This is a genomic window from Streptomyces sp. NPDC054847 (assembly GCF_053610925.1).
The window spans coordinates 1-21929 of record NZ_JBSGZJ010000001.1 but is presented as its reverse complement, the minus strand read 5'-3'; the positions used below and the strand labels follow the sequence as shown (position 1 = coordinate 21929).

Sequence of the window (21929 nt, the reverse complement as noted above, 5' to 3'; positions counted from 1 at the left end):
GCTTGCGCAACTCGTGTGACTTTGAAGGCCACCATCCCTGTTCGGGGTGGTGGCCTTCGTCGTTCACTGGCCGGAGTACAGGAGATGGCTGTTCATCGCGTGCAGGAGCCGGCGAGCCTGAAGGTGGCCGAGGTTGTCTCCGGGCTCCAACTGCTCCATCTTCTGCGCGACGTCATACGCGCTGAGGGGTGACAGGCGCGCTTCCTCGTCAGTGTCGAACGACGCGAGGTCCAGAAAGCGGCTGGGCTCGTAGTCGTGGTAATCGAAGTCCTGCACGCAGATGACGATGATGCCCTGCTCCGGGCGGTGGCTGAGGTAGCGCCGGTAGTGGACCCGAGGGTTGTACCGGTGGTCGCCAGTCATGTCGAGCGGCATGGGTCCTCCTAGGCGGCGAGGTCGGTGTCGGTCTGGGTGATGCGGCGGCGGGCGGGGAGGTAGTCGCGGCCGAGTTCGCGGGCGATGAGCTGTGCGGCGCTACGGACGATGGTGGGCCGTCCGGCCGGGGTCGTTGCCTCCGGTGCTTCGAGGACGAACGCCATCCGGTGGCAGGTGTAGGAGACGATCCGGTCGACGTCGAAGGATCGGGCGTCGCCGCGGAGCCGGCACATGGCGCGTACCTGGATGAGGCCGTTGCGGGTGGTGCGGATGTCTATCGGCTCGATGGTGCGGATGGATTCGGTGCCGTCCTTGTCGAGGTAGGTGATGGTGACGGCGTGACGACGGTCGAGGGCGCGGTAGAGGTCGGCCAGGGTCTTGGTGCTGGTCTGGCGGCTGGTGTGCCTCATCGGGTCCCCCTCGTTCGTGGTGTTGGGAACACCGTACCATTTCATAGTGCGTACGCAATACGTTTCGTGTAACGTGGTGCCCACCAGGAACCCCCTGGGGCTACGCACCGCCCCCTAGGCGTGGCGTACGCAATACGAAATGGAGGACACTGGCGTGGCACACACCCCCATGACGCGCCCGCCCAACCGCCCTCGGTGCCTGCGGACGCGCCCACCGAGAGGACCCCGCCCCGTGGCCCGCAAGGACAACCAGATCCGCCAGCAGATCGCCACCGCCGCCAGCCACCTGCGCGACACCGGCAAGCCCGACCTCGCCGACGCGATCGACCTTGTACTCGCCCCCGCCGGCTGGGGCATCCTCCGTCGCTCCGACCCGGACGCCGGCGATGCCACCTCCGCACCGAACCTGCCGATCCGTATCTCCGCCACCGACCGGGACCGGATCCGGGCAGCTCAGGAGCAGGCCGGCACCTCCCTCATCGCGGACGCCACCGAAGGCCTGAACGCCTTCATCGCAGGCGAGTTCTCCCCCGAGCAGCCGGCCCGGTCCGTACGCGGCTCCGGGGAGGAGAAGGTCGTCATCAACGTGCGGATCGATGAGGAGCTGCGCAAGCGCGTCGAGCAGGCCGCCGAGGAACGTGCGGACGAGCTGGGCTGGAAGCCGCGGCCGATGCACGTCATCCGAGAGTGGCTGATCCAGGAGAAGTACCCGGCGCCGAAGGCGTCCAGGAAGTAGCCCCTCTGCGGGCGGCCTGGACGCCGACAACCGGGCCGCCGCAGCAGCACAACCCCACATAGGAGACCTCATGGCCACGGCCACCGAGGCTGCCCGCACCGCGGGCGGCCCGACCTCGCACACCCGTTTCCAGTTCGTTCAGGCCACCAAGGAGCAGTCCAAGGCCCGCGTCGCCCTCGACGGGCCGTCCGGCTCCGGCAAGACGTACACGGCGTTGACCATCGCCACGGCACTCGGATCCCGCATCGCGCTGATCGACACCGAGCGCGGCTCCGCCCGCAAGTACGCCAACGAGTTCGCCTTCGATGTCCTGGAGCTCGCCTACTTCTCCCCGGACGACCTCGTCGAGGCGCTCGCCGCCGCCGGGTCTGCCGGGTACGACGTCGTCATCGTCGACTCCCTCTCCCACTTCTGGTCCGGCTCGGGCGGCATGCTCGAGCAGGTCGACCACGCCGCCAAGAAGGGATTCGGCGGCAACAGCTTCGGCGGGTGGAAGGAAGCCCGCCCGATGGAGCGCCGCATGGTCGACGCGCTGGTCGCCTACCCGGGGCACGTCGTCGTCACGATGCGCGCCAAGACGGACTACGTGCTGGAGACCAACGACCGCGGCCGGCAGGTGCCCCGAAAGGTCGGCATGAAGCCGGAGCAGCGTGAGGGCCTGGAGTACGAGTTCGACATCGTCGGCTCAATGGACTGGGAGAACACGCTGGTGGTCACCAAGTCCCGCGCCAGGAACCTGACCGGCGCCGTGGTGAAGCACCCGGGTATCGAGTTCGGCCAGCAGATCAAGGACTGGCTGGAGGACGGTACCGCCGTGGAACCGGTCGAGGACCTGATCACTGAGGCGCTGCGTCCGGACGCCACGTTCGAGGACTTGAAGGCTCTGATGCAGAAGGTCCGGGCCCGTCGGCTGGAAGGCGCTCCGATGCTCGATCCGGCTGGGCAGGCCACAACGCTCGGGGTGCACGTCACCGAGCGCGGAAAGCAGATGCTGAAGGCCGCCCCGGCCGGGGGCGCCGAGAGGAGCGCCGCCTGATGGCTCGTCCGTCCAAGAAGCTGCCCCGCACCGCCACACACCGGCCGGCTACCAGAAGCCGCCGCTTCCGCCACGACGACCTCGTCGCCGTCGATCTCTTCAGCGGATTCGGGGGGCTCACCGAGGGAATCAAGCGGGCCGGGTTCACCACGATCATGGCCGCGAACCACAACCCGTACAAGGTCGAGGTCCACGAGGCGAACCACCCCGAGGCCGAGCACTGGATCGCCGACCTGATCAACCCCGACGCCGCCGACTACCACTCAGCCCGGGACCTCCCCGCGGCCGACCTCCTCGTCGCCGGCGTGAGCTGCGTCAACCACAGCCAAGCCAACACGCTCAAGGCCTACGCGCAGGGCCTGACCTTGTTCGGGATGGACGACCCGGACTACGAAGAGCGCGTCACACGCTCCGAGCGTGACCGCGCCACAGCGAACTGCGTACTCCACTACGCCGCCCAGCACCGACCGCGGATGATCCTCGTCGAGTGCACCACCGAACTGCAGTCCTGGGGAAAGCTCCTCCCCGGCAGCAAGAAGGTCGGTGACGGATCGACGTACCGGTGGTGGCTCAAGCAGTTCGACCTCCTCGACTACAACCACCAAGTGCTGTTCCTCAACAGCCAGTTCTTCAACGTTCCCCAGTCACGGAACCGCGGCTATTGGGTGTTCGTCCACAAATCCCTGCCGATGCCGGACCTCGAGCACCGGCCGGTGTCCCGCTGCCACCGCTGCGACAAGGACGTCGAAGCGGTCTGGACATGGCGCACCGGAATCCCTCCGACCGGGAAGGTCGCTTACGGCGAGCAGTACGAGTACCGGTGCCCGTCCTGCCGCACGGCAGTGGTCCCGCCGATGAAGCCGTCGATCACCGCGCTGGACCTGACTGATCTCGGCACCCGCATCGGCGACCGGCCCGTCAAGATGTTCAAGGACGGCCACCGCGGGCCCTTCGCCGCGTCGACGACAGCCCGCATCGAACGCTGCCGACAGAAGTTCGCCGACTTCCCGGCGATCCTCATGCCTGCCAAGGGCATACACGGCTCCGAGCGCCTGCTGCTGCAGCCCTTGGCGACACAGACCAGCCAGCAAGAAACCGCCCTGCTGTCGACCGGCCCGGGCCTGTGGGACGAGCCGGCGGTCGCCCTTGCCGTCGACAACTACCAGGGCGCACCCCGCGGCGCAGACGCGCCGCTACCCACGCAGGTCGGCTCCGAGACCCTCGCCGTCGTCTCCTCCGGGGTCATCCCGTACCGCAAGCACACCGTGCCCGCGGTGCACACCGAGCCTATGTCGACGTTCACCTCGGAGCAGATCCCGGGCCTGCTTACCGCGGCCGGCTGGTTCAAGCAGAACGGCCCCACGGGCACCGAGACTGCGGCCCACCCGGTAACCGACCCGCTTGGCACGCTCACCTCCCGCGACACCACCGCGCTCCTCACCGCCGACTGGGGGCCCGCGCTATCTGAGATGCCGTTCGAAGAGTGCTTCTACCGAATGATGGCCGCCCACGAGATCGGCCGAGGCTGCGGCTTCGACGTCGACTTCCGCGACTACAGCGGCACCTTCACTGTCTGGGGCACCGCGCGCGACCAGGTCGACGGCTTCGGCAACGCCGTAAGCCCGCAGGTCGGAGAGTGGATCGGATCCCGACTCCGGACCATCGTCCACACCCCCCAGGACCGCGATCCGGGGTTCACCACCGCAGCTTGACCCTCGCCCCATACGGCGGGGCACCACTCATCTCTCCCCTTCTGAAGGAGGCCCCGCCGTGGGCTCTATCAACCTTGCCTGGATCATCCCCGCGTGCATCGTGGCCGGGATGCTGCTCGCCGCGATCGAGTGGGGGCAGCGTGAACTGCGGTCCGCCGTCCGGGACGTGTACCCCGACTCGCCGGAGCACCGCCAGGCACTCGCCACGGTCGACGAGCGGACCGCGCCCTGCTGCACCACCTGGCAGGACCTGACCACCGCAGAGCAGGCCGCGTGGGACGAGGAAGCCCTCGACCGCGCGGCCGCTGCTGTTCCGCCCCTGCCGGACGTGGACGGGAGGGACACGCGTTGACCCGCACCACCGTCCTCCTCACCGCCGCGGCGGCGGCCGCCGTCCTCGGCGCCGCCACCCGCCTGCGGTACCTGCACCGGGCCGTCGCCCGCGAGCGCACCGTCGCCCGCCTCGCCGAAGGCATCCACCAGCGCGACCTCAACACGCTGAAGACCCGCATCCGCACCGAGTGTCGGCAGCAGCAGATCCTCGCCGAAGCCGACCGCATCCTCACCGCCGCGATAGCCGCGCACCACCCGCAGAAGGGGGGCTGACCATGGCCGCCACGATCACCGCACGCGATGCCCACCAGCAGTTCATCGGTCACCGGTTCTACCGGTACCGCGGCTGCGCACCCGACCCTGACCAGCCCACCCAGGCCGCCGGCGACCCGGACCTGCCGTGGCGGGCGTGGGAGGCGCCGGACGTCGACGGCGGGGAGGACCAGGCGGCTCGGCTGCGCCGTGAGGCCGCCGCCAAAGCGGTGTGTGCCCGCTGCCCGGTGCAGCAGGCGTGCCTGACGTACGGGACGTCGACGAACGACGAGGGCCGTATCGCGGTCGAGCACGGCATCTTCGGCGGGGCGACGATGCTGGAACGGCACCGGATGTTCATCCGCCAGCGGCAGGCGACCCTCGACGAGGAGCAGGCCGCGGCTGCGGACCGGCGGCTGCGCACCGCACAGAAGCTGGCCGTGCTCCGGGCGCTGGCCGCGCACACGGATCCGTACGAGGTGGCTGCGGCGGCCGGCGTGGACGTGCGGACGGCGAACTGGCAGCGCTCCGCCTGCTGCACGCTGCTGGGTCTGGACAAGCTGGTGGCGACCCGCGGGCAGCTGCTGGCCGCAGCGCAGGAGCGCGGTCTCCTCGACGGGGTGACGATCGCCTCCGGGGGTGAGGACGTGCCCGCGGTCCCGCCGCCCGGCACCACCCCCGTCGCCGCCACTAGTCCCGCCACGGCGCCGGTGGCCGCCGTACCCGCCCCGCCCCAGACGGCCGTGCCGCGCCACACCCCCTCTGCGGCGGCCCCGGCCCGCGACGAGACACCGCCGGCGCGCGGCCGCCGCATCCCCGCACCCCACCGCGGCCGCTTCCACGCCATCCGAGGCCAGCTCTCCCTCGACCAGGCCCTCACCGAACACCGGCACCTACGCCTCGTTCCCAACCGTCCCCGCATTCTCGGAGCCGCCGCGTGACCACCGACCTTCCCGCCACCACGGTGGCCGCCGACGGCGAATTCACCGAACGCTGCCAGTCCTCCGGCGACTACCTCGCCGGCCTCATTGCCGACGGCATCCTCGACACCGTCGGCCGCCCCACCAAGTTGCCCGAGCTGATGTGGCCGCACGTCGACCCCGAACTCGTCCGCACCATCTGGCAGGCCGGTGTCGCCGCCGGATACGCCGCGGGCCAGACAGCAGGACGGCCCCGGTGGACCCGCGAACGCCTCAACAAGGCCCGCACCGCCCTCCAGGCCGCCGGATACGAGGGCATGGCCCGCCTCGTCGGCCGCACCAACACCCTCCACCCCCAGCCGCACCCCGCCGAGCTCGACACCCCCCGGAGCCACCCGTGACCGGCCGCCGCCTCACCCGCGGCCGCCCCGTCCTCTTCACCGACACCCTCCGCAACCGGTACCTCGAAGCCGTCGCCGCCGGCATGTACCTGAAAGACGCCGCCGCCCACATCGGCGTCAGCGAAAACGTCCCCCAACGCCACGCCCGCACCGACCGAGCGTTCGCCGCCGCCCTCAAAGAAGCCCGCACCGCCGGGAAGAAGGTCCGCATCGACGAGCTCCCACACGGCGAGTACCGGTACAACCACCACAACTGCCGCTGCACCAACGGCTGCGCCCAGGCCGCCACCAAGAACCGCGCTGGGCGCCGCCGGACAGCCGCCGAGACCACCGACACCGGCGGGCAGGTCATCGACCTCCCGCCAGCCCAAGTCCCCCATTCCTTTTCGCTGCTGAAGGCATCTTGAAGGACACCAGGCGGCGCCGCTGGATCCGGTTATTTACGGCGACTTTGTGTAGGACAACACCACAGGTCAGGAGGGGTTTTGTGATGAGACGACAATCTGACGACACGACAGCAATCCGACACGATCCCGCAGAGGGGGGACAAGTGGAGAGCTCAACCGATAGGCTGCGCCTAGCGCCAGACGCACATTCAGGTTCGAGGCCTGGCGGCCGGCGCGCCAGACAACGTCAAAAGGCCCCGCTGCTCCTCACGGAGCAGTCCCGATGTTTGCCGCATCAGGACGCGGGGCCCGCCGACACCACACCTGCGAAGAATGAAGGTGCCAGCTCTATGGCGAAGCGTACCCGGACACCCGGGAGAACAGACAGTGGGACCCGAGACACCGGCGTGAACATCACACCGCCGACGCACTCAGGCCCGGTCACCACTACCCGCACAGTCGCGTGACCGCCCAGGGCGAGGACATCCTCGCCTGGCTGGATCGTGCCATCACCAAGCGGCAGTGCATGGCGACCGAAGCAGCCGATGAGTACGGCGCTGACTGGTACTACGACGACGGATTCGTCCTCGCGCGCCGCGAGGACGACATGGTCGCAACCGGGTCTCAAGACTTCCTGGAGCGGCCCCAGGGTCAGCTCATTGCCACCAACGACCCGGAGTCAGTCCTGCGCCGCTGCGCCGCCGACCGGCAGCTGCTGAAGCTTCACGCCAGGACCATGCACAGCTGCCCCGCCACCGACGAGACGGGATACCTCGACGAGTGGACCCAGTTCCGCCACGAGGACCTTTGCCCTGTCGTTCAACTGCTGGCAGACAGCTACGGATGGGCAGCCCCACAGACTTCTGCGTCTACGCCGGCGCAGACCCCACCGAGTGATGGAGATCAGATGACATAGCGCTTGCTGGGCGGGAGATTCCCTCGACCGCCTGGCCGCTTCCCCGGTTGGTGCGCCAACACCTTCCGGGCCTCTGCGGCCCTCGTACCACGGCTCGACTCGCCAAAGCCGAGCTAAGGCCCAACGGACGCCAATCCACCGGGCGAACTAACTGGTTCTCACCGAACCGCCCTCACCGAAGCGGGGCTTTTGCATGCCCCCGCACAGCAGGAACGAGGTACATAGTGCCGTACGCACAGACCGCTTGTCAGCTTCCGCACGCCCGCGTGGGCGTTTCGCGTAGTAAATCCCCCTCCGTTGAGGGCATCCCGTGCCAGCAAACCCCTCGCCACGAAACCGATGTACGTGACACGTTCGAACGTGTGTGCGAGAGTGGCGGGCAGGTCGAACCCGTCCGCGGCGCTGCCCAAGAGGTGCAGCGCACTGCCTCGCGACGGTCCGGCCCGCGTGCGTGGCTTCGCGCCGTGGAGTGGCTGATCGCAGCCGGCCAGCATCTGCGGGCGAACGCCACCACGCTCCGCATCGCCGAAGACCTCGCCAAGCGGATGGACTACGACACCGGGCACGTGCGCTACGGCCTCGACGACATGGTCGCCCGCCTCGGCATCTCCAAGCCCAGCATCAAGCGCCACGTCGCCTACCTCCGCGAACTCGGCGCCCTCGCCTGGGTCGTCCACGGCACCAAGGCCAACATCCGCCGCGCCCTCGGCATGAAGGGCTACGCCGCCACCGCGACCGTGTACGCCGCCACCATCCCCGCCGTCTACGACCACGCCATGGGCCACCGCATCGTCGGCACCGGCTACGAGGCGCGCATCGTCGTCGACCTCCGTGACCGGCAGACCCCTGTGGACAACGCGCCGGTGGACGACCAGGACCTCAAGGGCTGTGAGCCCCCTTCCCTAACGGTGGTAAAGGAAGTGGGTCAGGTTCAGGTAGAGAGTGGTTTTAAAGACACCGCGCGTACCGCGGCGCGTGGAACCGCATCCATCCCCCACCAGACCAACAAGCGCAGCAGCCAGGACCAGGCTCGGCGCCGCAGCCCGCAACAGGTCGCCCAGGAGATCCACGAGACCAAGCTCGTCCGGTCGATGGTCAACTGGACCCAGGGCGAGCGGCGTACCCGCCGCCTGGCGTTCGTCCTGCGGCCGTTCTTCGACCGCGGCCTCCGCGCCCACGACATCGCCGGCGAACTCCACGGCCTGGCCCTCGGCTGGAAGCCCAAGCGGCCCGCCGAGTTCATCGCCGCCGCCCTCGCCGAGCAGGCCACGGCCGACGCCCAGCTCGCCGCCGACGAGAAGCGCCGCACCGAGGCCACCTGGCAGCAGCGCGCCAGCCTCGCCGCACTGTTCGCCCCCGCCGTCGAGACCGAGCCTGAGCCGGAGCGCACCGACGAGGACCGACTCCGCGCCCGTATGGACTGGAACAACTGGCCCGAGGTCGCCGACCACTACGCCGACGACCCGTACGACGCCATCGACCTGTACGGCGAGGACCTCGTGACCTTCGCCATCCGCCAAGACGCACGCCTCGGCCACCGGGAGGTCACCCATGTCTGAGCCCACCACCGCCGGCGCTGACCTCGCGCGCATGGCCCTCCAAGCCGCCCGCCGCACCGCGAAGGCCAAGCCCGCCACCGGTCGGCCTACCCGGGCCAAGCGCACCCGCGGCGCCCGAGGCGACGGCCGCGACCCCATGCCCCTTGGTGCAGCCCTCACCCGCCTCATGGACGAGCACGGCTGGGACACCGCCGTCACCGGCGGCAACATCCTCGACCAGTGGAGCGAGCTGTGCCCCGAACTCGCTGGGAAGGTCCAGCCTGTCGCCTACGACCCCAAGCGCGGCATCCTCGAGCTCCGGCCCGGCTCCCACGCCCACGCCACCCAGCTCCGGTGGCTCGAGCGGCAGCTGTGTCAGCGCATCAACACCAAGCTGGGCCAGACTGCGGTGCGTTCCCTGCGGGTCCTTGCGGTGGCGGCGATCGTAGATCAGCCGACTCCCCCTGCTGTCGAGCCGGCACCCGACACTGCGCCGGCCGCACCGGTGCGCACCCCTGAGACGGCGTCCCCCGGCTACCAGCGGGCCCGCGCCGTCGCCCTCGAGCACAAGCCCGACCGCACCAACCTCCTCGCCCCGGCCGCCCGGGCAGCGATCGAGCGGCAGAACCAGGCTCTGCGCGCCCGGCGTGAACCCGAGACCGCGTTCACCGAAGCTGCCGCGCAGGCCGACATACTCTGCGCGCAGGACGACCGCCAGCCGGCCGCAGGGACGCTCGAGGCGTCCATCCGCGCCGCTCTCGCCTACAAGCACACCGGCGGCACCCGGGAGCCGCGGCTCCTCTTCGAAGCCTCGTGACGGTTTATCGCGGTAAACCGAGCGGGGGGAACGATCCGCTCCGCCTGCGGCACCGTGGCCCGCAGCAACAGCAGTTCGGCTGAACGGAGACCACCGTGCCCCAGCGCTACGACGACACCTGGCACCAGCTCGAGGCCGCCGACGAACGCGCCTGGCTCGACCAGTGGGCCCGAGCTCAGACTGGGAACGCCCGCCTGGCTGCTGAAGCCGCCGATTATCACCCGGTGATAATCCGTCCCCGCCCGGTCGTCGGCTCGCCGAATATCACCCGGTGATAATCGGCAACCTTGGAGCGGCGCCATGGAGCTGGCCGGCCAGTATCACCCGGTGATAATCCGGTGCAGCCCCCGAGGGTGAAACCGCATCAGAAACCACCATCCCGGCAACACCCCCCGCCCGGGAGTCAGTAAGGTGACGCCATGGCATCTCCATACCCCCAAGGCGACCGGGAAAAGGTGGCGTCCAAGCTGCCTGTCGCACTCCGGCAAGAAGTAAAAGTCCGCGCCGCCGAGCTGGGCGTGGACATCCAAGACGCCGTCACCGCAGCCGTCACCGAATGGCGAGAGCTCCCCGCAGCCCTCCCGCCCGTCGACACCACCGGCGCTGACTCGTTCTCCACATGGCTCCCCGCCGGCCTGTACGACGACTTCAAGGCCACCTGCGCCGACCGCGGCGTCTCCTACATCCAAGGCCTCGCCCAGTCCGTACGTCGTTGGCTCGACAGCAACCCGTCCCCCAGCGACGCACCCCCCACCGGCATCGTCCGCCGCATCATCGTCTGCAACCAGAAGGGCGGCGTCGGTAAGACCGCCATCTCCGCAGGCACCGGCCAGGCATGGGCCGAGGAAGGCAAGAGGGTCCTCCTCGTCGACTACGACCCCCAGGGCCACCTCTCCCAGCAACTCGGCGTCGCGCAGATCCCGCCCGGGCACGACAGCCTCGTCTCCCACATGTGCGGCGAGTCAAAGGCCGACCTTCGCGACCTCGTCACCGTCATAGAGGACGAACGGTTCGGGAAGAACCTGCACCTCCTGCCGTCCTGCTTCGACGGCTTCCTCCTCGACGCCAAGGTCGCCGTCAAGGCCGCGGGCGCCCGCGGCTTCCAGAAGGAACACGCCCTCGAGCGGGCCCTCGCCGATCTGGAGACCGACTACGACATCGTCATCGTCGACTCCCCGCCGAGCCTCGGCATCGCCATGGATGCCGCTCTCTACTACGGACGGCGCCGGCAGGGCGAAGCGATCGGTGCCTCTGGCGTCCTCATCCCTGTCCTCGCCGAAGACTCCTCCGCCACCGCCTTCGGAATGCTCACGAACCAGATAGAGGACATCCGCGCCGACCTCGGCACCGACATCGACTACCTCGGCATCGTCGTCAACCTCTACGACTCCCGCCGCGGCGTCATCGCCACCACCTCCCTCCGGGAGTGGAAGAACATCGGCGACCCGCCCGTCCTCGCGGTGATCAACGACCTGAAGGAACAGCGGGAAGCCGTCCGCCAGCAGATGCCGCTCCTCGCCTACGCCCCGACATGCGAGCAGTCCGAAGCCATGCGCAAGATCGCGAAGGGAGTCAGCCGGTGAGCAAAGCCGACCAGTTCGCGTCCTCGTCGGCGTTCAGCCGCGCAAGCGGGGCCCGCTCCGCCCGCGCCCAGATGTACGCAGAAGCGACCGGGAAGATCCTTCCCGACGCCGATGGCACCCTGCCCCTCGACGCGATCAGCCAGAACCCCGACAACCCCCGCGACCACCTGCGCAACCTAGACGAGATGACGCAGACGATCCGCGAGGTCGGCGTCATCAACCCGATCACGGTCGCCACCGTCGAGGCGTACCTCGCCGACCGGCCTGACCGGGAACATGACCTCGACCCCGACACGCAGTACCTCGTCGTCGACGGCCACCGCCGTCTCGAGGCCTCCCGGCGTGCGGGAGAGGCCCGTATCAAGGTCATGGTCGACAACGCCCGCGTGGCCACGGACGAGTCCCTCCTCGAGGCCGCATTCGTCGCCAACTATCACCGCGACAACATGAGCGAACTCGAGGAAGCTCACGCCCTCGAGGCGCTGGTGAAGTTCTACGGCGGCCAAACGAAGGCCGCCCAGCGGCTCGGGATCGCCCAGGCGACCATCTCGTCCAAGCTGTCCCTGCTGAAGCTGCATCCGGTACTGCAAGCCGACCTGGCCGAGGGACGCCGGAACGTGAAGCACGTACGGAACCTGGGGAAGCTGTCCCCCGAGGAGCAGGTGGCCCAGGCGGACGCCCGGGCGGCCGCGGACGAGGCGGAGAAGCAGCGCCGGCTCGCGGCCCGGCAGACCATGCAACCGACACCTGGACCGGGCGAGGGAGACAGGTCGATCCGGCCGGCCGGAGTGCCGGCGGCTGCCGAACCGGTGGCAGAACCTGCTGGGCAGCCGCGGAGCGATGTCGGAGAGCGTGGACAGCGTGTCCCGGCCGCGGTGTTCACTGCGCCGCAACCGGAGACGAAGACGGCTGCCTCTGCTGTACCCGAGCAGCGTCCGGAGCTGGAGCAGGCGGCCCGGCCGACGAAGATGCCGTGGGACAACCCTGTGGAGTGCGCGCGCATCATCGGCGACCGGATGAAGCCCGCCGAGCGGCAGCAGCTCGTCGTCCAGCTGCTCGAGCAGGAACGCATCGACATTCGGCTCGGCTATGTGGAGCCCCGACCGTCCTGACCGGCAGCACACTGCGGCCCCGCTTCCTCGCCTTCGGGTGGGGGAGCGGGGCCGCTTTCGTCATGTCCGGGGCGGTGTCCGGGATTGTTGCACTGTGCCAGGGTTTTTCGGTCACACGAACGAGTGGTTTCGGACATGCACCCTTCCGCCCACGAGTGACGCGGATTTGGCTGTAGAAGGCCGGCACCTGCGAAGTGCTGGAAGGGGGCGCTGGGCACCTCCCCCCAGGAGGATCGCAGCCCCGGCGCCCCCGCCCGCACCCCTCCCGGCGGACTGCCCCAAGTTCCGGGGGAAGGCCCCTACCTGCGTGGCGAGCTCCCGCATTAGACTGACGTCAATCTGACGGGCATGCGCTCGTGAGGTCTCGAGCCCCCGCCGGGCCGGATGGTGTGTTGTCGGCAAACTCCGCACCCCCCGCCCCCGGGGGCTTCCTCATACCCCCGGTAACTCCGACTTCGCGCCTCCATCACGCCCGGGCGACTGCATCACAACCGAGTCAAAACTGAGCGCTGCCTTACCCATCTCACGTATTCGGTGTCAGCATTACAAGCCCACGGCGCTGGATTGGCAGCGGCGCCACGGGTACAGACCACGGGGCCCGGTAGACCAGCCGGGTGCACGAGGACCCTTCCCAACTGCCGGAGGAGCGGAGACGCCCCATGTCCGCAGCAGCAGAGGCAGCCGACCACACGCCCGGCCAACCATCATCAGGGGGAGTGGTGCTACCGATGTTCAAGCGACGCACCCGGCCCGCCGTCGTCCCGCCGGCAGACAACGCTGCCAAAGAGGAACCGGTCGCGGCGCAGGAGCTTGCCGAGCGGATCGAAGCCCTGTTCCACCACCACGGGATGACGCTCACCGACGACGAGGCGGCCGAGGTGTACGGCGTCACCCTCGACTTGGTCCGCATGATGCACGAAGGGGCCCACACTGACGGGGTCATCACCGCCCCGCAGTTGGCGCAGCTGGCCGCCATGGTCGACGGAATGCGCCGAGCGCCCCAACTCCTGTGATTGTGCGGTTACTTGGAGGCATCGGTTCTGCAATTGCAGTGACACAGTGATAGCAATCTGCTGATCATCAGACACTTTCGGTTCAACTTCAGCCACTTGAGTGGCACAATGAGGCGTCCGGAATCACCCGGAGTGACAACTCCTGGCCCCCGGCGCGCGCCCCGGCACCAGCCCGTCTCGCCCGCCCCCGGGGCCCACCACGGGACGGGGACACCGCATGGGCATTGGGGACGACGAGACCACGGCATCACGGCTCCGCCTCCTCCAGGCCGAGTTCATCCAGCCGGGCCAGAACCGTGAGCCCGGCGCCCGCACAGCGCCCACCGCCACAGCCTCCGCGCCGCTCAACCTCACCATCGTCGACCACATCCGGTCCGCCATCGACGAGGTCATCAGCCACGCCCGGGCCGACATGCCCGAGACCCACCCCGACGCGACCCCCGCGCCGGCCGACCCCGCCGCCGTCTACGGCTGGTGGCAAGCCATCCCCGTCTCCGACGAGGACCGCCAGACCGCACGCGACCAGGTCATCTACCGCCAGGGCCTCGAGCACGCCATCCTCATGGGCAACACCAAAGTCGTCCGCCCCCTCCGTTGCCCCGAATGCGAATGCCTCGGCCTCCTGTGGGTAGGCGCCCGCCGCAAGGCTGTCTGCACCAACCTGGACTGCGTCGACGACGACGGACTGTCGAACGCCTGGACGTTGAAGCGCCTCGCCTACGAGCGGATCACGGCCGAAAAGATGTTGAAGCGGCATGCAACCTGACACCCCAGAAGGGTGTCTACTAATCATCAGCACCATTCGTTCACTGCAACATCACAACCGGACTTGAACAGTCCAACCCGTTTCGGCCGCAGGAGCTGCGAACTTCGGCCGCCGTAGTGGGAGCCCTGCCCGTGGCCATCGAGAACCTCGTCACCACAAGCCGGTACGCGTCGCACATGAGCGACATGACGCCGCTTCAGGAGATCTCGGACCTCCTCAAGGAGACCGACCACCCCGCGTCGGTCACCACCCTGCGCCGGTGGATAGCCAAGTACGGCCTCCACACCATGCGCCGCGGCCGCGCCGACTGTGCGTCATGGACGGCGATCCTCCAGGTCCACCGGGACGAGATCGCCCTCCGCGACTGACCCGGCCGGCCCGTCCCCTCCGAGCAGCCCCCGCCCCCACCCCCGTGGGGCGGGGGCTTTCTCATGCCCACATCGCTAACGTATTGCGTACGCACTATGAAAGGGCTAGGCTGGCGGAGCCGACAACGACAGCCAACCCGGCTGACGGAGTAACCCCCTTGGAGACGCCATGAGCGTGTTCACGCTGCCCGCAACCGCCCAGACCGTCGACCACAGCACCCTCCCCCCGTGGAAGCAGGCCCTGTTCGACCAGCTCATTGAGCAGGCCCAAGCCGCGGGCACCCTCGACCACTTCACCACCCTCATGGCCGACGCCACCCGCGCCGCCGGCCTCCCCACCCCCAGCGGCGAAATCACCAAGTGCGCCTGCACCCACTGCTACTGCACCGCCCTCTTCGACCCCCACGCCCCCGACGCCCACGCCTTCGGTGAACCGACCAGCCACAACCTCGGCCGCCAGCAGTGCCCGGCCTGCGCCGACGACCACCTGGCCACCGTTGACGACTAACCCTCAAGCCCCCGGCCCCACGGGTCGAGCACCCACGCCACAGGCGCGGCAGTAGCTCCCCGGGGGCCGGTGAAGACCACCCCGTACCGCACGCACCGGGAGACCCGCATGCCCAGCACCGCTCAGATCCTCCGCGACGCCGCATCGTTCATAAGCTGCTACGGCCTGCACACGGGAGAGCAGTTCGCTTCCGCTGGCCTGCTCTCCGACCGACTGGACGTGTGCGCAGCGATCTACGAAGCCGCCGAGCGCATGTTCCCTGCCGAGTTCTACACCGACGAGGACGCCTCCCTCCGCCTCATCGAGTGCAGCGCCGGAGCCATGGCCGCCATCCGCGCCATCTCCGACGCCCTCGACACCCAGCCCTGCACCACCGAGGTCGCCCCCGGCCTCGACATGCCGGACTACATCGAGCACGTCTCCAACTGGGCCCGCACCCCCGCCATCGGCGAGACCGCCCCGCCCACCACCTCCGAGGTCATCGGCCGCATCCTCCGCGCCGCCCAGAACCTCGAGCAGGGCCTCGCCAACGTCCCCCACCAGCGCGCCGCCTGACCACCGCCCGCGCCCCTCACAGACCGGAGACCCCACGCCATGAGCATCACCACCCTCGCCCTCGCCGCCCTCGACAACCAGGACCCCGTCCACGCCGCCGGCCGCGCCGACGCCCACGACGACCTCACCGAAGGCCACCCGCTGGCCGTCCTCGAACAGCGCCTCGACTGGCTCGAAGACGCCCGCATCTCCCCCTACCCGGCCGCCTACCTCGCCGGATACCGCGCCCGCCTCAACGACGCCAGCGCATCCGAGTACGCCCTCCGCATCGCCACCACCCACCACGACGACTACTGGAGCACCCGATGAACGAGCAGACCACAACCCAGCTCACCGGCGAGCAGTGGCTCGCTGAGATCGAAGCCCGCGCCAACGCGGCAACCGCCGGCCCCTGGTGCACCGACAGCTGGGAGATCTACCAGGGCACCGAGTACGTGCCCGGGATCTCCATGTGGATCGGCGAGACGTGCCGCGGCATGACCAGCATGGAGCAGGACCGCGCCGACGCCGCATTCATTGCCGCCGCCCGCACCGACGTACCCGCCCTCGTCGCCGAGGTCCGCGAACTCCTTCTGCACACCCGCACTCTGGAGGCGCTGGTCGCCGAGCAGGCCGCCGAGATCGACCGCCTCCGCAATGAGCTGGAGCCCTACGAGGTCCTCAACCCTCAGCAGTGCCCCAAGGGCCTCCACTCCGACTGGCTCGTCGACTCCGAGAACACCCACGCCTGCCCCTGGTGCCGCATCGCCGAGCTGGAGTACGCGGCGACCAAGTGCGACTTCGTGGCCTGCGAGCCGGGCGGGGAACCGTGCTCCACGCACGAGCGGTTGATGGCCCACGCGGAAGGCGACCACGAGCTCTGCGCCCCGGACTGCCAGACGGCGAAGTCCGACCAGGGCAAGCCCGCCGCCCCGTGACCTGGCCTGCGCTCATCGGCCTCGCCATCGGCACCACCACGGCGGTGCTCGTCTACCTCGACCAGCACCGTCCCCGCACCACCACACCACCCAGCCCCACGGACGGAGAACCACCGTCATGACCACCAGGACCCGTGCCAAGAAGCCCACCAAAACCAGCACCCGCAAGCCGTCCACCCGCAAGACCCCCGCCGCGGCCGCCAAGCTCCCCACCCGCAAGCCCCTCAACCAGCGCGACTTCATCACCGCCATCCAGCTCGACGCCGCATTCACCGCCTCCCTCGCCGGCGTCACCTACACCCGCATAACCGGCTGGCAGCACCAAGCCGACGGCACCGTCTCCTACGACTTCCCCAACGGCGCCGCCCTCACCTACACCCCCCACACCGACGTGCCGCTCACCGCCCTCACCCCCTGCGCCCACGGTTCTCACCACCCCCACCCCGTCACCACCCCGCAGGACCTCCGCGACGCCCAGCACCAGGCCGCCTCCTGCACCGGACACGGCGACACCACAGACACCCCGCAGGAACACCCCCATGACTGACCGCGCCTACATCGCCCAGCTCGTCGCCCAACTCGAGCTCGCCGCCGAATTCCGCATCCCCTGCCCCGGCCACCACTACGGCCACCACGCCGACCTCCACGTCCGACGCCGCCTCGACGGCCGCGCCGACGGATGGGCCGTCCTCAGCGACGACGACACCCACGCCTGGACCGGCACCACATGGGTCCCCCTCGGCTCCCTCGCCCGCAGCGAGATCTACCGCTACGAGCAGCAGGACGCCCTCGCCGAAGCCCAGCGCATCGCCCCCCTCGAAACCCAGACCTTCAACACCACCATCGCCCGCCTCCGCGACGAGTACGAGAAGCAGCACACCCCATGACCACCGACCTGCTTGCCGTCGCCGAAGACGAACTCGCCCGCCTCCGCGGACTCGTCGCCCAAGTCGCCGCCTGGATCAACAACCCAGCCCACGACCCCGCAGCACGCGAAGCCCTCGCCCGCCAGATCGGACTCCCCGAACCCCGCCGTAAGGAGGCCGCGTGATGGCCGCCTGCCCCCACCCCGACAAAAAGCGCTACGCCACCCACAGCGCAGCCGACCTCCGCGGCCGCCGAGCCGAACTCCGCAACGACCAACGCCTCTACCCCTACCAATGCATCTGCGGCTGGTGGCACCTCACCAGCAACTCCCGCGCCGACCTCCCCACCTGGGCCACCCCCCGTCCCGAAGACGTCCACCGCCTCACCCACATGAGCTGCGCCGACTTCACCGTCCTCGTCTCCGAAGAAGCCCGCAGCATCACCCCCCTCCCCGACCGAATAGCCCTCCGCCACCCCCACCTCAACACCCGCTGGCGCCGCACCCTCAAGACCCTCATCACCGACGTCAACCGGCAACTCGCCAACCGCCCCCACACCGGCCTCGCTCACGACACCGACTGGCGCGCACGAGCCGAACGCTTCCGCGACACCCTCACCGTCCGCCTCCGCGAATGTCAGACCCTCCGCACCCACACCGCCTCCCAGGAGCACGCCGCATGACCACCGCCCCCGACATCGAGCGCACCCTGCGCCTCACCGTCGTCGTCCACGGCCGCCCAGCACCCCAGGGAAGCAAGAAGTACGCCGGCCACCGCCTCAACGCCGCCTCCGGACGCATGAGCGCCGTCCTCGTCGAACAGTCCAAACGCGTCAAGCCCTGGCGCGCCCTCGTCACCGCGGCGACCGCACAATCCCTCACCACCGGTGGGCACGGCTACGAGCCCCTCGACGGCCCCCTCGAAGCCGAGATCGTGTTCACCGTCCTCAAGCCCGCCAGCGCCCCCAAGCGGAAGCGCACCTGGCCCACCACCCGCCACTCCGGCGACGTCGACAAGCTCATCCGCTCCACCTTCGACGGCATCGCCGACGCCCAGGCCGTGGCCGACGACTCCCGCATCATCCGGGTCACCGCCACGAAGACCTTCCCCGGCGAGCACCCCGAAGCCCTCGACCAGCCCGGCGCCATCATCCGCCTCTACACCCTGACAGGAGCCACCTCATGACCACCGCGCCCCCGACCCCGACCATGGCAACCGGCCGTCGTAGGACAGCCGCCGTCAGCACCCAGTCCGTGGGCCGATGGGACGACGCGGCGGCCTGCCGCACCCACCCCTCTGATCTGTTCACGTCCGACGACAGGGACGACAACATGCAGGCCCGCCGGGTGTGCTTGGGCTGCCCGATCCTCGAGACGTGCCTGTCGCGGCAGATGCGGACGGAGGAGGTGCTGTACCGGTGGAATCTGGTGGGCGGGTTGACGCCGCAGCAGCGCCGCGCCTTGTACGGGGAGCTGGTGTTGGGTGGCCGGCCGAACTGGAAGGTGGCGGCACGGCTGGCCCGGCCGCAGGGCTGGTATCGGCTGATGGCGGCGTGGAAGGAGTCCGGTCGCCGCCTGCCGCAGACGACTGTGCTGCTGCGCGCCGAGGGGTGGCTGGTCGATGAGACGACGGTCCGGGTCGCCTTGTGGTGGGCGGGGGAGGTGGTGTCCCGTCTGACGTCGCCCCCGTCCGGGAGCAGCGCCGAGCGCGCCGAGCGGATGGCCGCGGAAGACGGTGAGGCGATACGCCGGCTGCTCGAGGCGGGGGTGGCGTACAACGACGTGGTCGCCTACTTCGGAGCCCGCCGTGCAACAACGGTGAACGCCATCCGGGTCCTGGAGAAGCAGGCGGTGGCGGCATGAACACCCTGACTGCTGCCAGCTGGCGCCGATCGGCCGCGTGCAGCACCGCTGACCCGGACTTGTTCTTCCCCGAGCCGGACACCAGCGCGGAAGACATCGAGAAGGCCAAGGAGATCTGCGGGGAGTGCCCGGTCAAGGCCATGTGCCTGGCGGAAGCGCTGCGATCGGACGACCAGGCAGCGATCTGCGGTGGCCTCACCCCGGATGAGCGGCTGGAGCTCGCTGCCTCCGGGCAGGTCCTGAGCCGGTTCCAGTCGAGGAGGGTGGAGAACAACAACGCCCGCCTGCTCGCCATGACGTACGGCGCGGACATGCTTGTGTGGATCGTGAACCAAGGCCTCACGGTTCCGGAGGTGGCCGATCGGCTGAGCGTGCGCCCCAGGGCCGTGTACCAGGCTTGGCGGATGCTCGTCCCGCCCCCGTCGGCACGCGCGCACCAGCCTTCGGCGGTCGAGCGGGTTCTGGTCGAATCGTCGCTGGAGCTGCGCGCCCTCGAGCGGGCCGGCAGTCCCCATGACGAGATCGCGTCTCTGCTGCGCACCTCGCAGAACATCGTGTCCTCGAGCCTGCGGGTGCTGGCGCAGCGCGATCAGGCTCTGGATCGTCTCGAGCGGCCGGGGGAGGGTCTCGAGTCGGTCGTGTCCCGGGTCCAGGCGCAGGAGTGCCGGGTGCGCAGCGAGTCGGGGTCCGGACTGACTGTGGGTGAAGTCGTCCAGATGCTCGGGCCGCGGATCCGGCAGATGACGGCTGAGGGAAAGCCGCTCCGGCAGGTTGCGGAGGAACTCGGCATCTGCCGGGAGACCGTGCGTAGGGCGCACAAGGAATTGACAGCAGGGGTTGGCAGGGAGCTGACCCAGGATGAGATGGAGAGTGCGGCATGAGCGGCGAAACGATCATCACGGTGTGCGGGAACCTGGTCGACGACCCGGAGCTGCGGTTCACGCCGTCCGGTGTGGCGGTGGCGAAGTTCCGGGTGGCGTCCACCCCGCGGACGTTCAACCGGCAAACGAACGAGTGGAAGGACGGCGAGAGCCTGTTCCTGCCGTGCTCGGTGTGGCGCCAGGCCGCCGAGCACTGCGCCGAGACCCTTCAGAAGGGCATGCGGGTCATCGTGCAGGGCCGGCTGAAGCAGCGGTCGTTCGAGGACCGTGAGGGCGTGAAGCGGACCGTCTTCGAGCTGGATGTCGAGGAGGTGGGTCCGAGCCTGAAGAACGCGACCGCGAAGGTGACGAAGGCCGCGGGTGGGCAGGGTCAGCAGGCGGTCCAGCAGGCGCGGCGTGAGCAGGGGCAGGCGTCGGCGGGGGATCCGTGGTCGTCGTCGACGCCGGGGTCCGGTGGCCAGCCGGCGGGTGGTTGGGGTGCTGGGGGTGGGGACGAGCCGCCGCCTTTCTGATGGCTGGTGGTGTGTGGGGCCCGTTCCCGGGTGGGGGCGGGCCCTTTGTGTTGCCCCAACCCCGTAACGTATTGCGTACGCACTATGAAATAGATACGCTGGGACAGCCGACAACACACCACCCGGTCACCATCCCAGGGGGCACCCCATGACGGAACTCCGACTCCTCGACCCCAACGGCTACCTGGTCCCCGGCACCATCACCACCGTCTCCGACGGCGCCGCCGACGAGATCCGCGACCAGCTCCTCGAGAAGGCCGCCGAGCACGCCGCCCAGTGGGCCGACTTCGGCTACCACGCCGGCGACTACCGCGTCGCCTGAACCCCCAACCGTCCGCCTGACAGCCCACGGAGGCACCTGATGCTCGGAATGATCGCCGTCGCGGACGTCCTCGACATGCTCACCCCCGACGACGACGGCACGGACGACTGCTTCACCGTCCGCGACATCCTCGACTGCAAGCGGCAAGACCCCGAGTACGCCGACCTGCTCGAGGACATCCGCCGCAACGGCATCACCGTTCCCCTCTTCATCCGGGTCCGCAACGGCGAGCCGTGGCTGGCCGACGGGCACCACCGCGTAGCCGCCGCCGTCGACCTCGGCATCACCGCGCTGGTGTGGACGGACATCCCGCTGGACATAGAGCCGCACCGGCTCAATCCGATGATGCAGCGCGGCTGGGGCCCCTACCGGCCCGCCGCCTGAGCCTCGCCTCCCCGCCCCCGCGGAGGCCTCCCGCCGCCACCCCCAAGGCGGCCCGGGGGCGCGCCCCACACCCCCGAGGGGCGCGCCCCCACCTCATCCACCCAGCGACATCCCCCTCTCGGAAGGACACGGCCATGCCCAACACCACCGCTCCTGTCTACGAGCTCGAGACCTACGACTTCAGCACCGAAGCGTGGACGAAGGTCGAGACCTACGACACGGCCAACGACAGCCGCGCGGAGGGCGACGCCTACTTCGCCTACGACATCCACGTCGAGGGCGGCCCGACCCGGCTGATGAAGGACGGCGTCCGCTGCCTCGGCTACGACACGCCGGACGACTACTACGCGGCCGACCTGTACTAGCCGGCCCCCCCCGCCCGCCCCCCCCCCCCCCCGGGGGCGCGGCCGCGCCCCCCCCCCCGCCCCCCCCCCCCCCCGCCGGGCGG

Annotated in this window: 35 protein-coding genes; 33 read left to right on the top strand and 2 right to left on the bottom strand. The window is 69.6% G+C overall.

From position 1 onward, the window contains the following. Positions 1–63: 63 nt before the first annotated feature. Together ACWGH4_RS00175 and ACWGH4_RS00170 are read right to left on the bottom strand one after the other, a co-directional pair. Positions 64–375 (bottom strand): hypothetical protein, encoded by a 312-nt coding sequence (locus ACWGH4_RS00175; RefSeq protein ID WP_453453943.1) that lies wholly within the window; start codon positions 373–375, stop codon positions 64–66. Positions 376–383: 8 nt separating this feature from the next. Continuing rightward, positions 384–785, bottom strand: coding sequence for a WYL domain-containing protein (locus tag ACWGH4_RS00170; RefSeq protein ID WP_453453941.1), 402 nt, complete (start codon positions 783–785; stop codon positions 384–386). 232 nt (positions 786–1017) lie between these two features. Here ACWGH4_RS00170 and ACWGH4_RS00165 point away from each other — a divergent pair, with 232 nt between their 5' ends. The 33 genes from ACWGH4_RS00165 to ACWGH4_RS00005 all read left to right on the top strand — a co-directional run bounded on the left by ACWGH4_RS00165 (position 1018) and on the right by ACWGH4_RS00005 (position 21846). Further along, complete coding sequence (locus ACWGH4_RS00165; protein ID WP_453453939.1) at positions 1018–1521, top strand: hypothetical protein; 504 nt, start codon at positions 1018–1020, stop codon at positions 1519–1521. Positions 1522–1591: 70 nt separating this feature from the next. Continuing rightward, complete coding sequence (locus ACWGH4_RS00160; protein WP_453453937.1) at positions 1592–2557, top strand: ATP-binding protein; 966 nt, start codon at positions 1592–1594, stop codon at positions 2555–2557. Continuing rightward, the gene (locus ACWGH4_RS00155; RefSeq protein ID WP_453453935.1) at positions 2557–4269 is read left to right on the top strand and encodes a DNA cytosine methyltransferase; all 1713 of its coding nucleotides are present in this window, start codon (positions 2557–2559) and stop codon (positions 4267–4269) included. The genes ACWGH4_RS00160 and ACWGH4_RS00155 overlap by 1 nt, the downstream gene beginning before the upstream one ends. 58 nt (positions 4270–4327) lie before the next feature. Further along, the gene (locus ACWGH4_RS00150) at positions 4328–4621 is read left to right on the top strand and encodes a hypothetical protein (protein ID WP_453453933.1); all 294 of its coding nucleotides are present in this window, start codon (positions 4328–4330) and stop codon (positions 4619–4621) included. Next, positions 4618–4875: a hypothetical protein gene (locus ACWGH4_RS00145; protein WP_453453931.1), complete on the top strand. Its 258-nt coding sequence runs from the start codon at positions 4618–4620 to the stop codon at positions 4873–4875. The genes ACWGH4_RS00150 and ACWGH4_RS00145 overlap by 4 nt, the downstream gene beginning before the upstream one ends. A 2-nt stretch (positions 4876–4877) precedes the next feature. Continuing rightward, positions 4878–5795, top strand: a complete 918-nt coding sequence (locus ACWGH4_RS00140; RefSeq protein WP_453453929.1) for a WhiB family transcriptional regulator — start codon at positions 4878–4880, stop codon at positions 5793–5795. Continuing rightward, on the top strand, positions 5792–6175 hold the full coding sequence (locus ACWGH4_RS00135) for a hypothetical protein (RefSeq protein WP_453453928.1): 384 nt from the start codon (positions 5792–5794) through the stop codon (positions 6173–6175). The genes ACWGH4_RS00140 and ACWGH4_RS00135 overlap by 4 nt, the downstream gene beginning before the upstream one ends. Continuing rightward, the gene (locus ACWGH4_RS00130) at positions 6172–6582 is read left to right on the top strand and encodes a hypothetical protein (RefSeq protein ID WP_453453926.1); all 411 of its coding nucleotides are present in this window, start codon (positions 6172–6174) and stop codon (positions 6580–6582) included. The genes ACWGH4_RS00135 and ACWGH4_RS00130 overlap by 4 nt, the downstream gene beginning before the upstream one ends. Before the next feature lie 442 nt (positions 6583–7024). Next, positions 7025–7477, top strand: coding sequence for a DUF6221 family protein (locus ACWGH4_RS00125; RefSeq protein ID WP_453453924.1), 453 nt, complete (start codon positions 7025–7027; stop codon positions 7475–7477). Between the two features lie 464 nt (positions 7478–7941). After that, positions 7942–9036 (top strand): hypothetical protein, encoded by a 1095-nt coding sequence (locus tag ACWGH4_RS00120; RefSeq protein WP_453453923.1) that lies wholly within the window; start codon positions 7942–7944, stop codon positions 9034–9036. Beyond that, positions 9029–9832, top strand: a complete 804-nt coding sequence (locus tag ACWGH4_RS00115; RefSeq protein WP_453453921.1) for a DciA family protein — start codon at positions 9029–9031, stop codon at positions 9830–9832. The genes ACWGH4_RS00120 and ACWGH4_RS00115 overlap by 8 nt, the downstream gene beginning before the upstream one ends. Before the next feature lie 95 nt (positions 9833–9927). After that, positions 9928–10107: a hypothetical protein gene (locus ACWGH4_RS00110; RefSeq protein ID WP_453453919.1), complete on the top strand. Its 180-nt coding sequence runs from the start codon at positions 9928–9930 to the stop codon at positions 10105–10107. 144 nt (positions 10108–10251) lie between these two features. Beyond that, the gene (locus ACWGH4_RS00105; protein ID WP_453453917.1) at positions 10252–11415 is read left to right on the top strand and encodes a ParA family protein; all 1164 of its coding nucleotides are present in this window, start codon (positions 10252–10254) and stop codon (positions 11413–11415) included. Beyond that, on the top strand, positions 11412–12527 hold the full coding sequence (locus ACWGH4_RS00100; protein ID WP_453453915.1) for a ParB/RepB/Spo0J family partition protein: 1116 nt from the start codon (positions 11412–11414) through the stop codon (positions 12525–12527). The genes ACWGH4_RS00105 and ACWGH4_RS00100 overlap by 4 nt, the downstream gene beginning before the upstream one ends. A gap of 659 nt (positions 12528–13186) precedes the next feature. After that, the gene (locus ACWGH4_RS00095) at positions 13187–13540 is read left to right on the top strand and encodes a hypothetical protein (protein WP_453453913.1); all 354 of its coding nucleotides are present in this window, start codon (positions 13187–13189) and stop codon (positions 13538–13540) included. Positions 13541–13757: 217 nt separating this feature from the next. Further along, the gene (locus ACWGH4_RS00090; RefSeq protein WP_453453911.1) at positions 13758–14306 is read left to right on the top strand and encodes a hypothetical protein; all 549 of its coding nucleotides are present in this window, start codon (positions 13758–13760) and stop codon (positions 14304–14306) included. A gap of 131 nt (positions 14307–14437) precedes the next feature. Continuing rightward, positions 14438–14674, top strand: coding sequence for a hypothetical protein (locus ACWGH4_RS00085; RefSeq protein ID WP_453453909.1), 237 nt, complete (start codon positions 14438–14440; stop codon positions 14672–14674). Between the two features lie 169 nt (positions 14675–14843). Then, entirely contained in the window at positions 14844–15182 is a 339-nt protein-coding gene (locus tag ACWGH4_RS00080) for a hypothetical protein (protein ID WP_453453907.1), read from the top strand. Between the two features lie 108 nt (positions 15183–15290). Next, positions 15291–15737 carry a DUF6197 family protein gene (locus ACWGH4_RS00075; protein WP_453453905.1) on the top strand — a complete coding sequence of 149 codons (447 nt, stop codon included), beginning with the start codon at positions 15291–15293 and terminating at the stop codon, positions 15735–15737. 39 nt (positions 15738–15776) lie between these two features. After that, complete coding sequence (locus ACWGH4_RS00070) at positions 15777–16046, top strand: hypothetical protein (protein WP_453453903.1); 270 nt, start codon at positions 15777–15779, stop codon at positions 16044–16046. Beyond that, positions 16043–16654, top strand: coding sequence for a hypothetical protein (locus ACWGH4_RS00065; protein WP_453453901.1), 612 nt, complete (start codon positions 16043–16045; stop codon positions 16652–16654). The genes ACWGH4_RS00070 and ACWGH4_RS00065 overlap by 4 nt, the downstream gene beginning before the upstream one ends. Then, the gene (locus ACWGH4_RS00060; RefSeq protein ID WP_453453899.1) at positions 16651–16776 is read left to right on the top strand and encodes a hypothetical protein; all 126 of its coding nucleotides are present in this window, start codon (positions 16651–16653) and stop codon (positions 16774–16776) included. Before ACWGH4_RS00065 ends, ACWGH4_RS00060 begins: the two co-directional genes overlap by 4 nt. Continuing rightward, complete coding sequence (locus tag ACWGH4_RS00055; protein WP_453453898.1) at positions 16773–17201, top strand: hypothetical protein; 429 nt, start codon at positions 16773–16775, stop codon at positions 17199–17201. The genes ACWGH4_RS00060 and ACWGH4_RS00055 overlap by 4 nt, the downstream gene beginning before the upstream one ends. Beyond that, a complete protein-coding gene (locus ACWGH4_RS00050) occupies positions 17194–17541 on the top strand; it encodes a hypothetical protein (RefSeq protein WP_453453896.1) in 348 nt (115 codons plus the stop codon). The genes ACWGH4_RS00055 and ACWGH4_RS00050 overlap by 8 nt, the downstream gene beginning before the upstream one ends. Beyond that, positions 17538–17705 (top strand): hypothetical protein, encoded by a 168-nt coding sequence (locus tag ACWGH4_RS00045; protein ID WP_453453894.1) that lies wholly within the window; start codon positions 17538–17540, stop codon positions 17703–17705. The genes ACWGH4_RS00050 and ACWGH4_RS00045 overlap by 4 nt, the downstream gene beginning before the upstream one ends. After that, a complete protein-coding gene (locus tag ACWGH4_RS00040) occupies positions 17705–18202 on the top strand; it encodes a hypothetical protein (protein WP_453453892.1) in 498 nt (165 codons plus the stop codon). Before ACWGH4_RS00045 ends, ACWGH4_RS00040 begins: the two co-directional genes overlap by 1 nt. After that, positions 18199–18705 carry a RusA family crossover junction endodeoxyribonuclease gene (locus tag ACWGH4_RS00035; RefSeq protein WP_453453890.1) on the top strand — a complete coding sequence of 169 codons (507 nt, stop codon included), beginning with the start codon at positions 18199–18201 and terminating at the stop codon, positions 18703–18705. The genes ACWGH4_RS00040 and ACWGH4_RS00035 overlap by 4 nt, the downstream gene beginning before the upstream one ends. Continuing rightward, positions 18702–19382, top strand: a complete 681-nt coding sequence (locus ACWGH4_RS00030; RefSeq protein ID WP_453453888.1) for a WhiB family transcriptional regulator — start codon at positions 18702–18704, stop codon at positions 19380–19382. The genes ACWGH4_RS00035 and ACWGH4_RS00030 overlap by 4 nt, the downstream gene beginning before the upstream one ends. Further along, the gene (locus tag ACWGH4_RS00025) at positions 19379–20263 is read left to right on the top strand and encodes a WhiB family transcriptional regulator (RefSeq protein WP_453453886.1); all 885 of its coding nucleotides are present in this window, start codon (positions 19379–19381) and stop codon (positions 20261–20263) included. Before ACWGH4_RS00030 ends, ACWGH4_RS00025 begins: the two co-directional genes overlap by 4 nt. After that, positions 20260–20775 carry a single-stranded DNA-binding protein gene (locus ACWGH4_RS00020; protein WP_453453885.1) on the top strand — a complete coding sequence of 172 codons (516 nt, stop codon included), beginning with the start codon at positions 20260–20262 and terminating at the stop codon, positions 20773–20775. The genes ACWGH4_RS00025 and ACWGH4_RS00020 overlap by 4 nt, the downstream gene beginning before the upstream one ends. Before the next feature lie 148 nt (positions 20776–20923). Further along, positions 20924–21097, top strand: coding sequence for a hypothetical protein (locus tag ACWGH4_RS00015; protein ID WP_453453883.1), 174 nt, complete (start codon positions 20924–20926; stop codon positions 21095–21097). 39 nt (positions 21098–21136) lie between these two features. Next, positions 21137–21481 carry a hypothetical protein gene (locus ACWGH4_RS00010; protein WP_453453881.1) on the top strand — a complete coding sequence of 115 codons (345 nt, stop codon included), beginning with the start codon at positions 21137–21139 and terminating at the stop codon, positions 21479–21481. Between the two features lie 134 nt (positions 21482–21615). Beyond that, positions 21616–21846, top strand: coding sequence for a hypothetical protein (locus ACWGH4_RS00005; protein ID WP_453453879.1), 231 nt, complete (start codon positions 21616–21618; stop codon positions 21844–21846). The last annotated feature ends 83 nt before the right edge of the window (positions 21847–21929 follow it).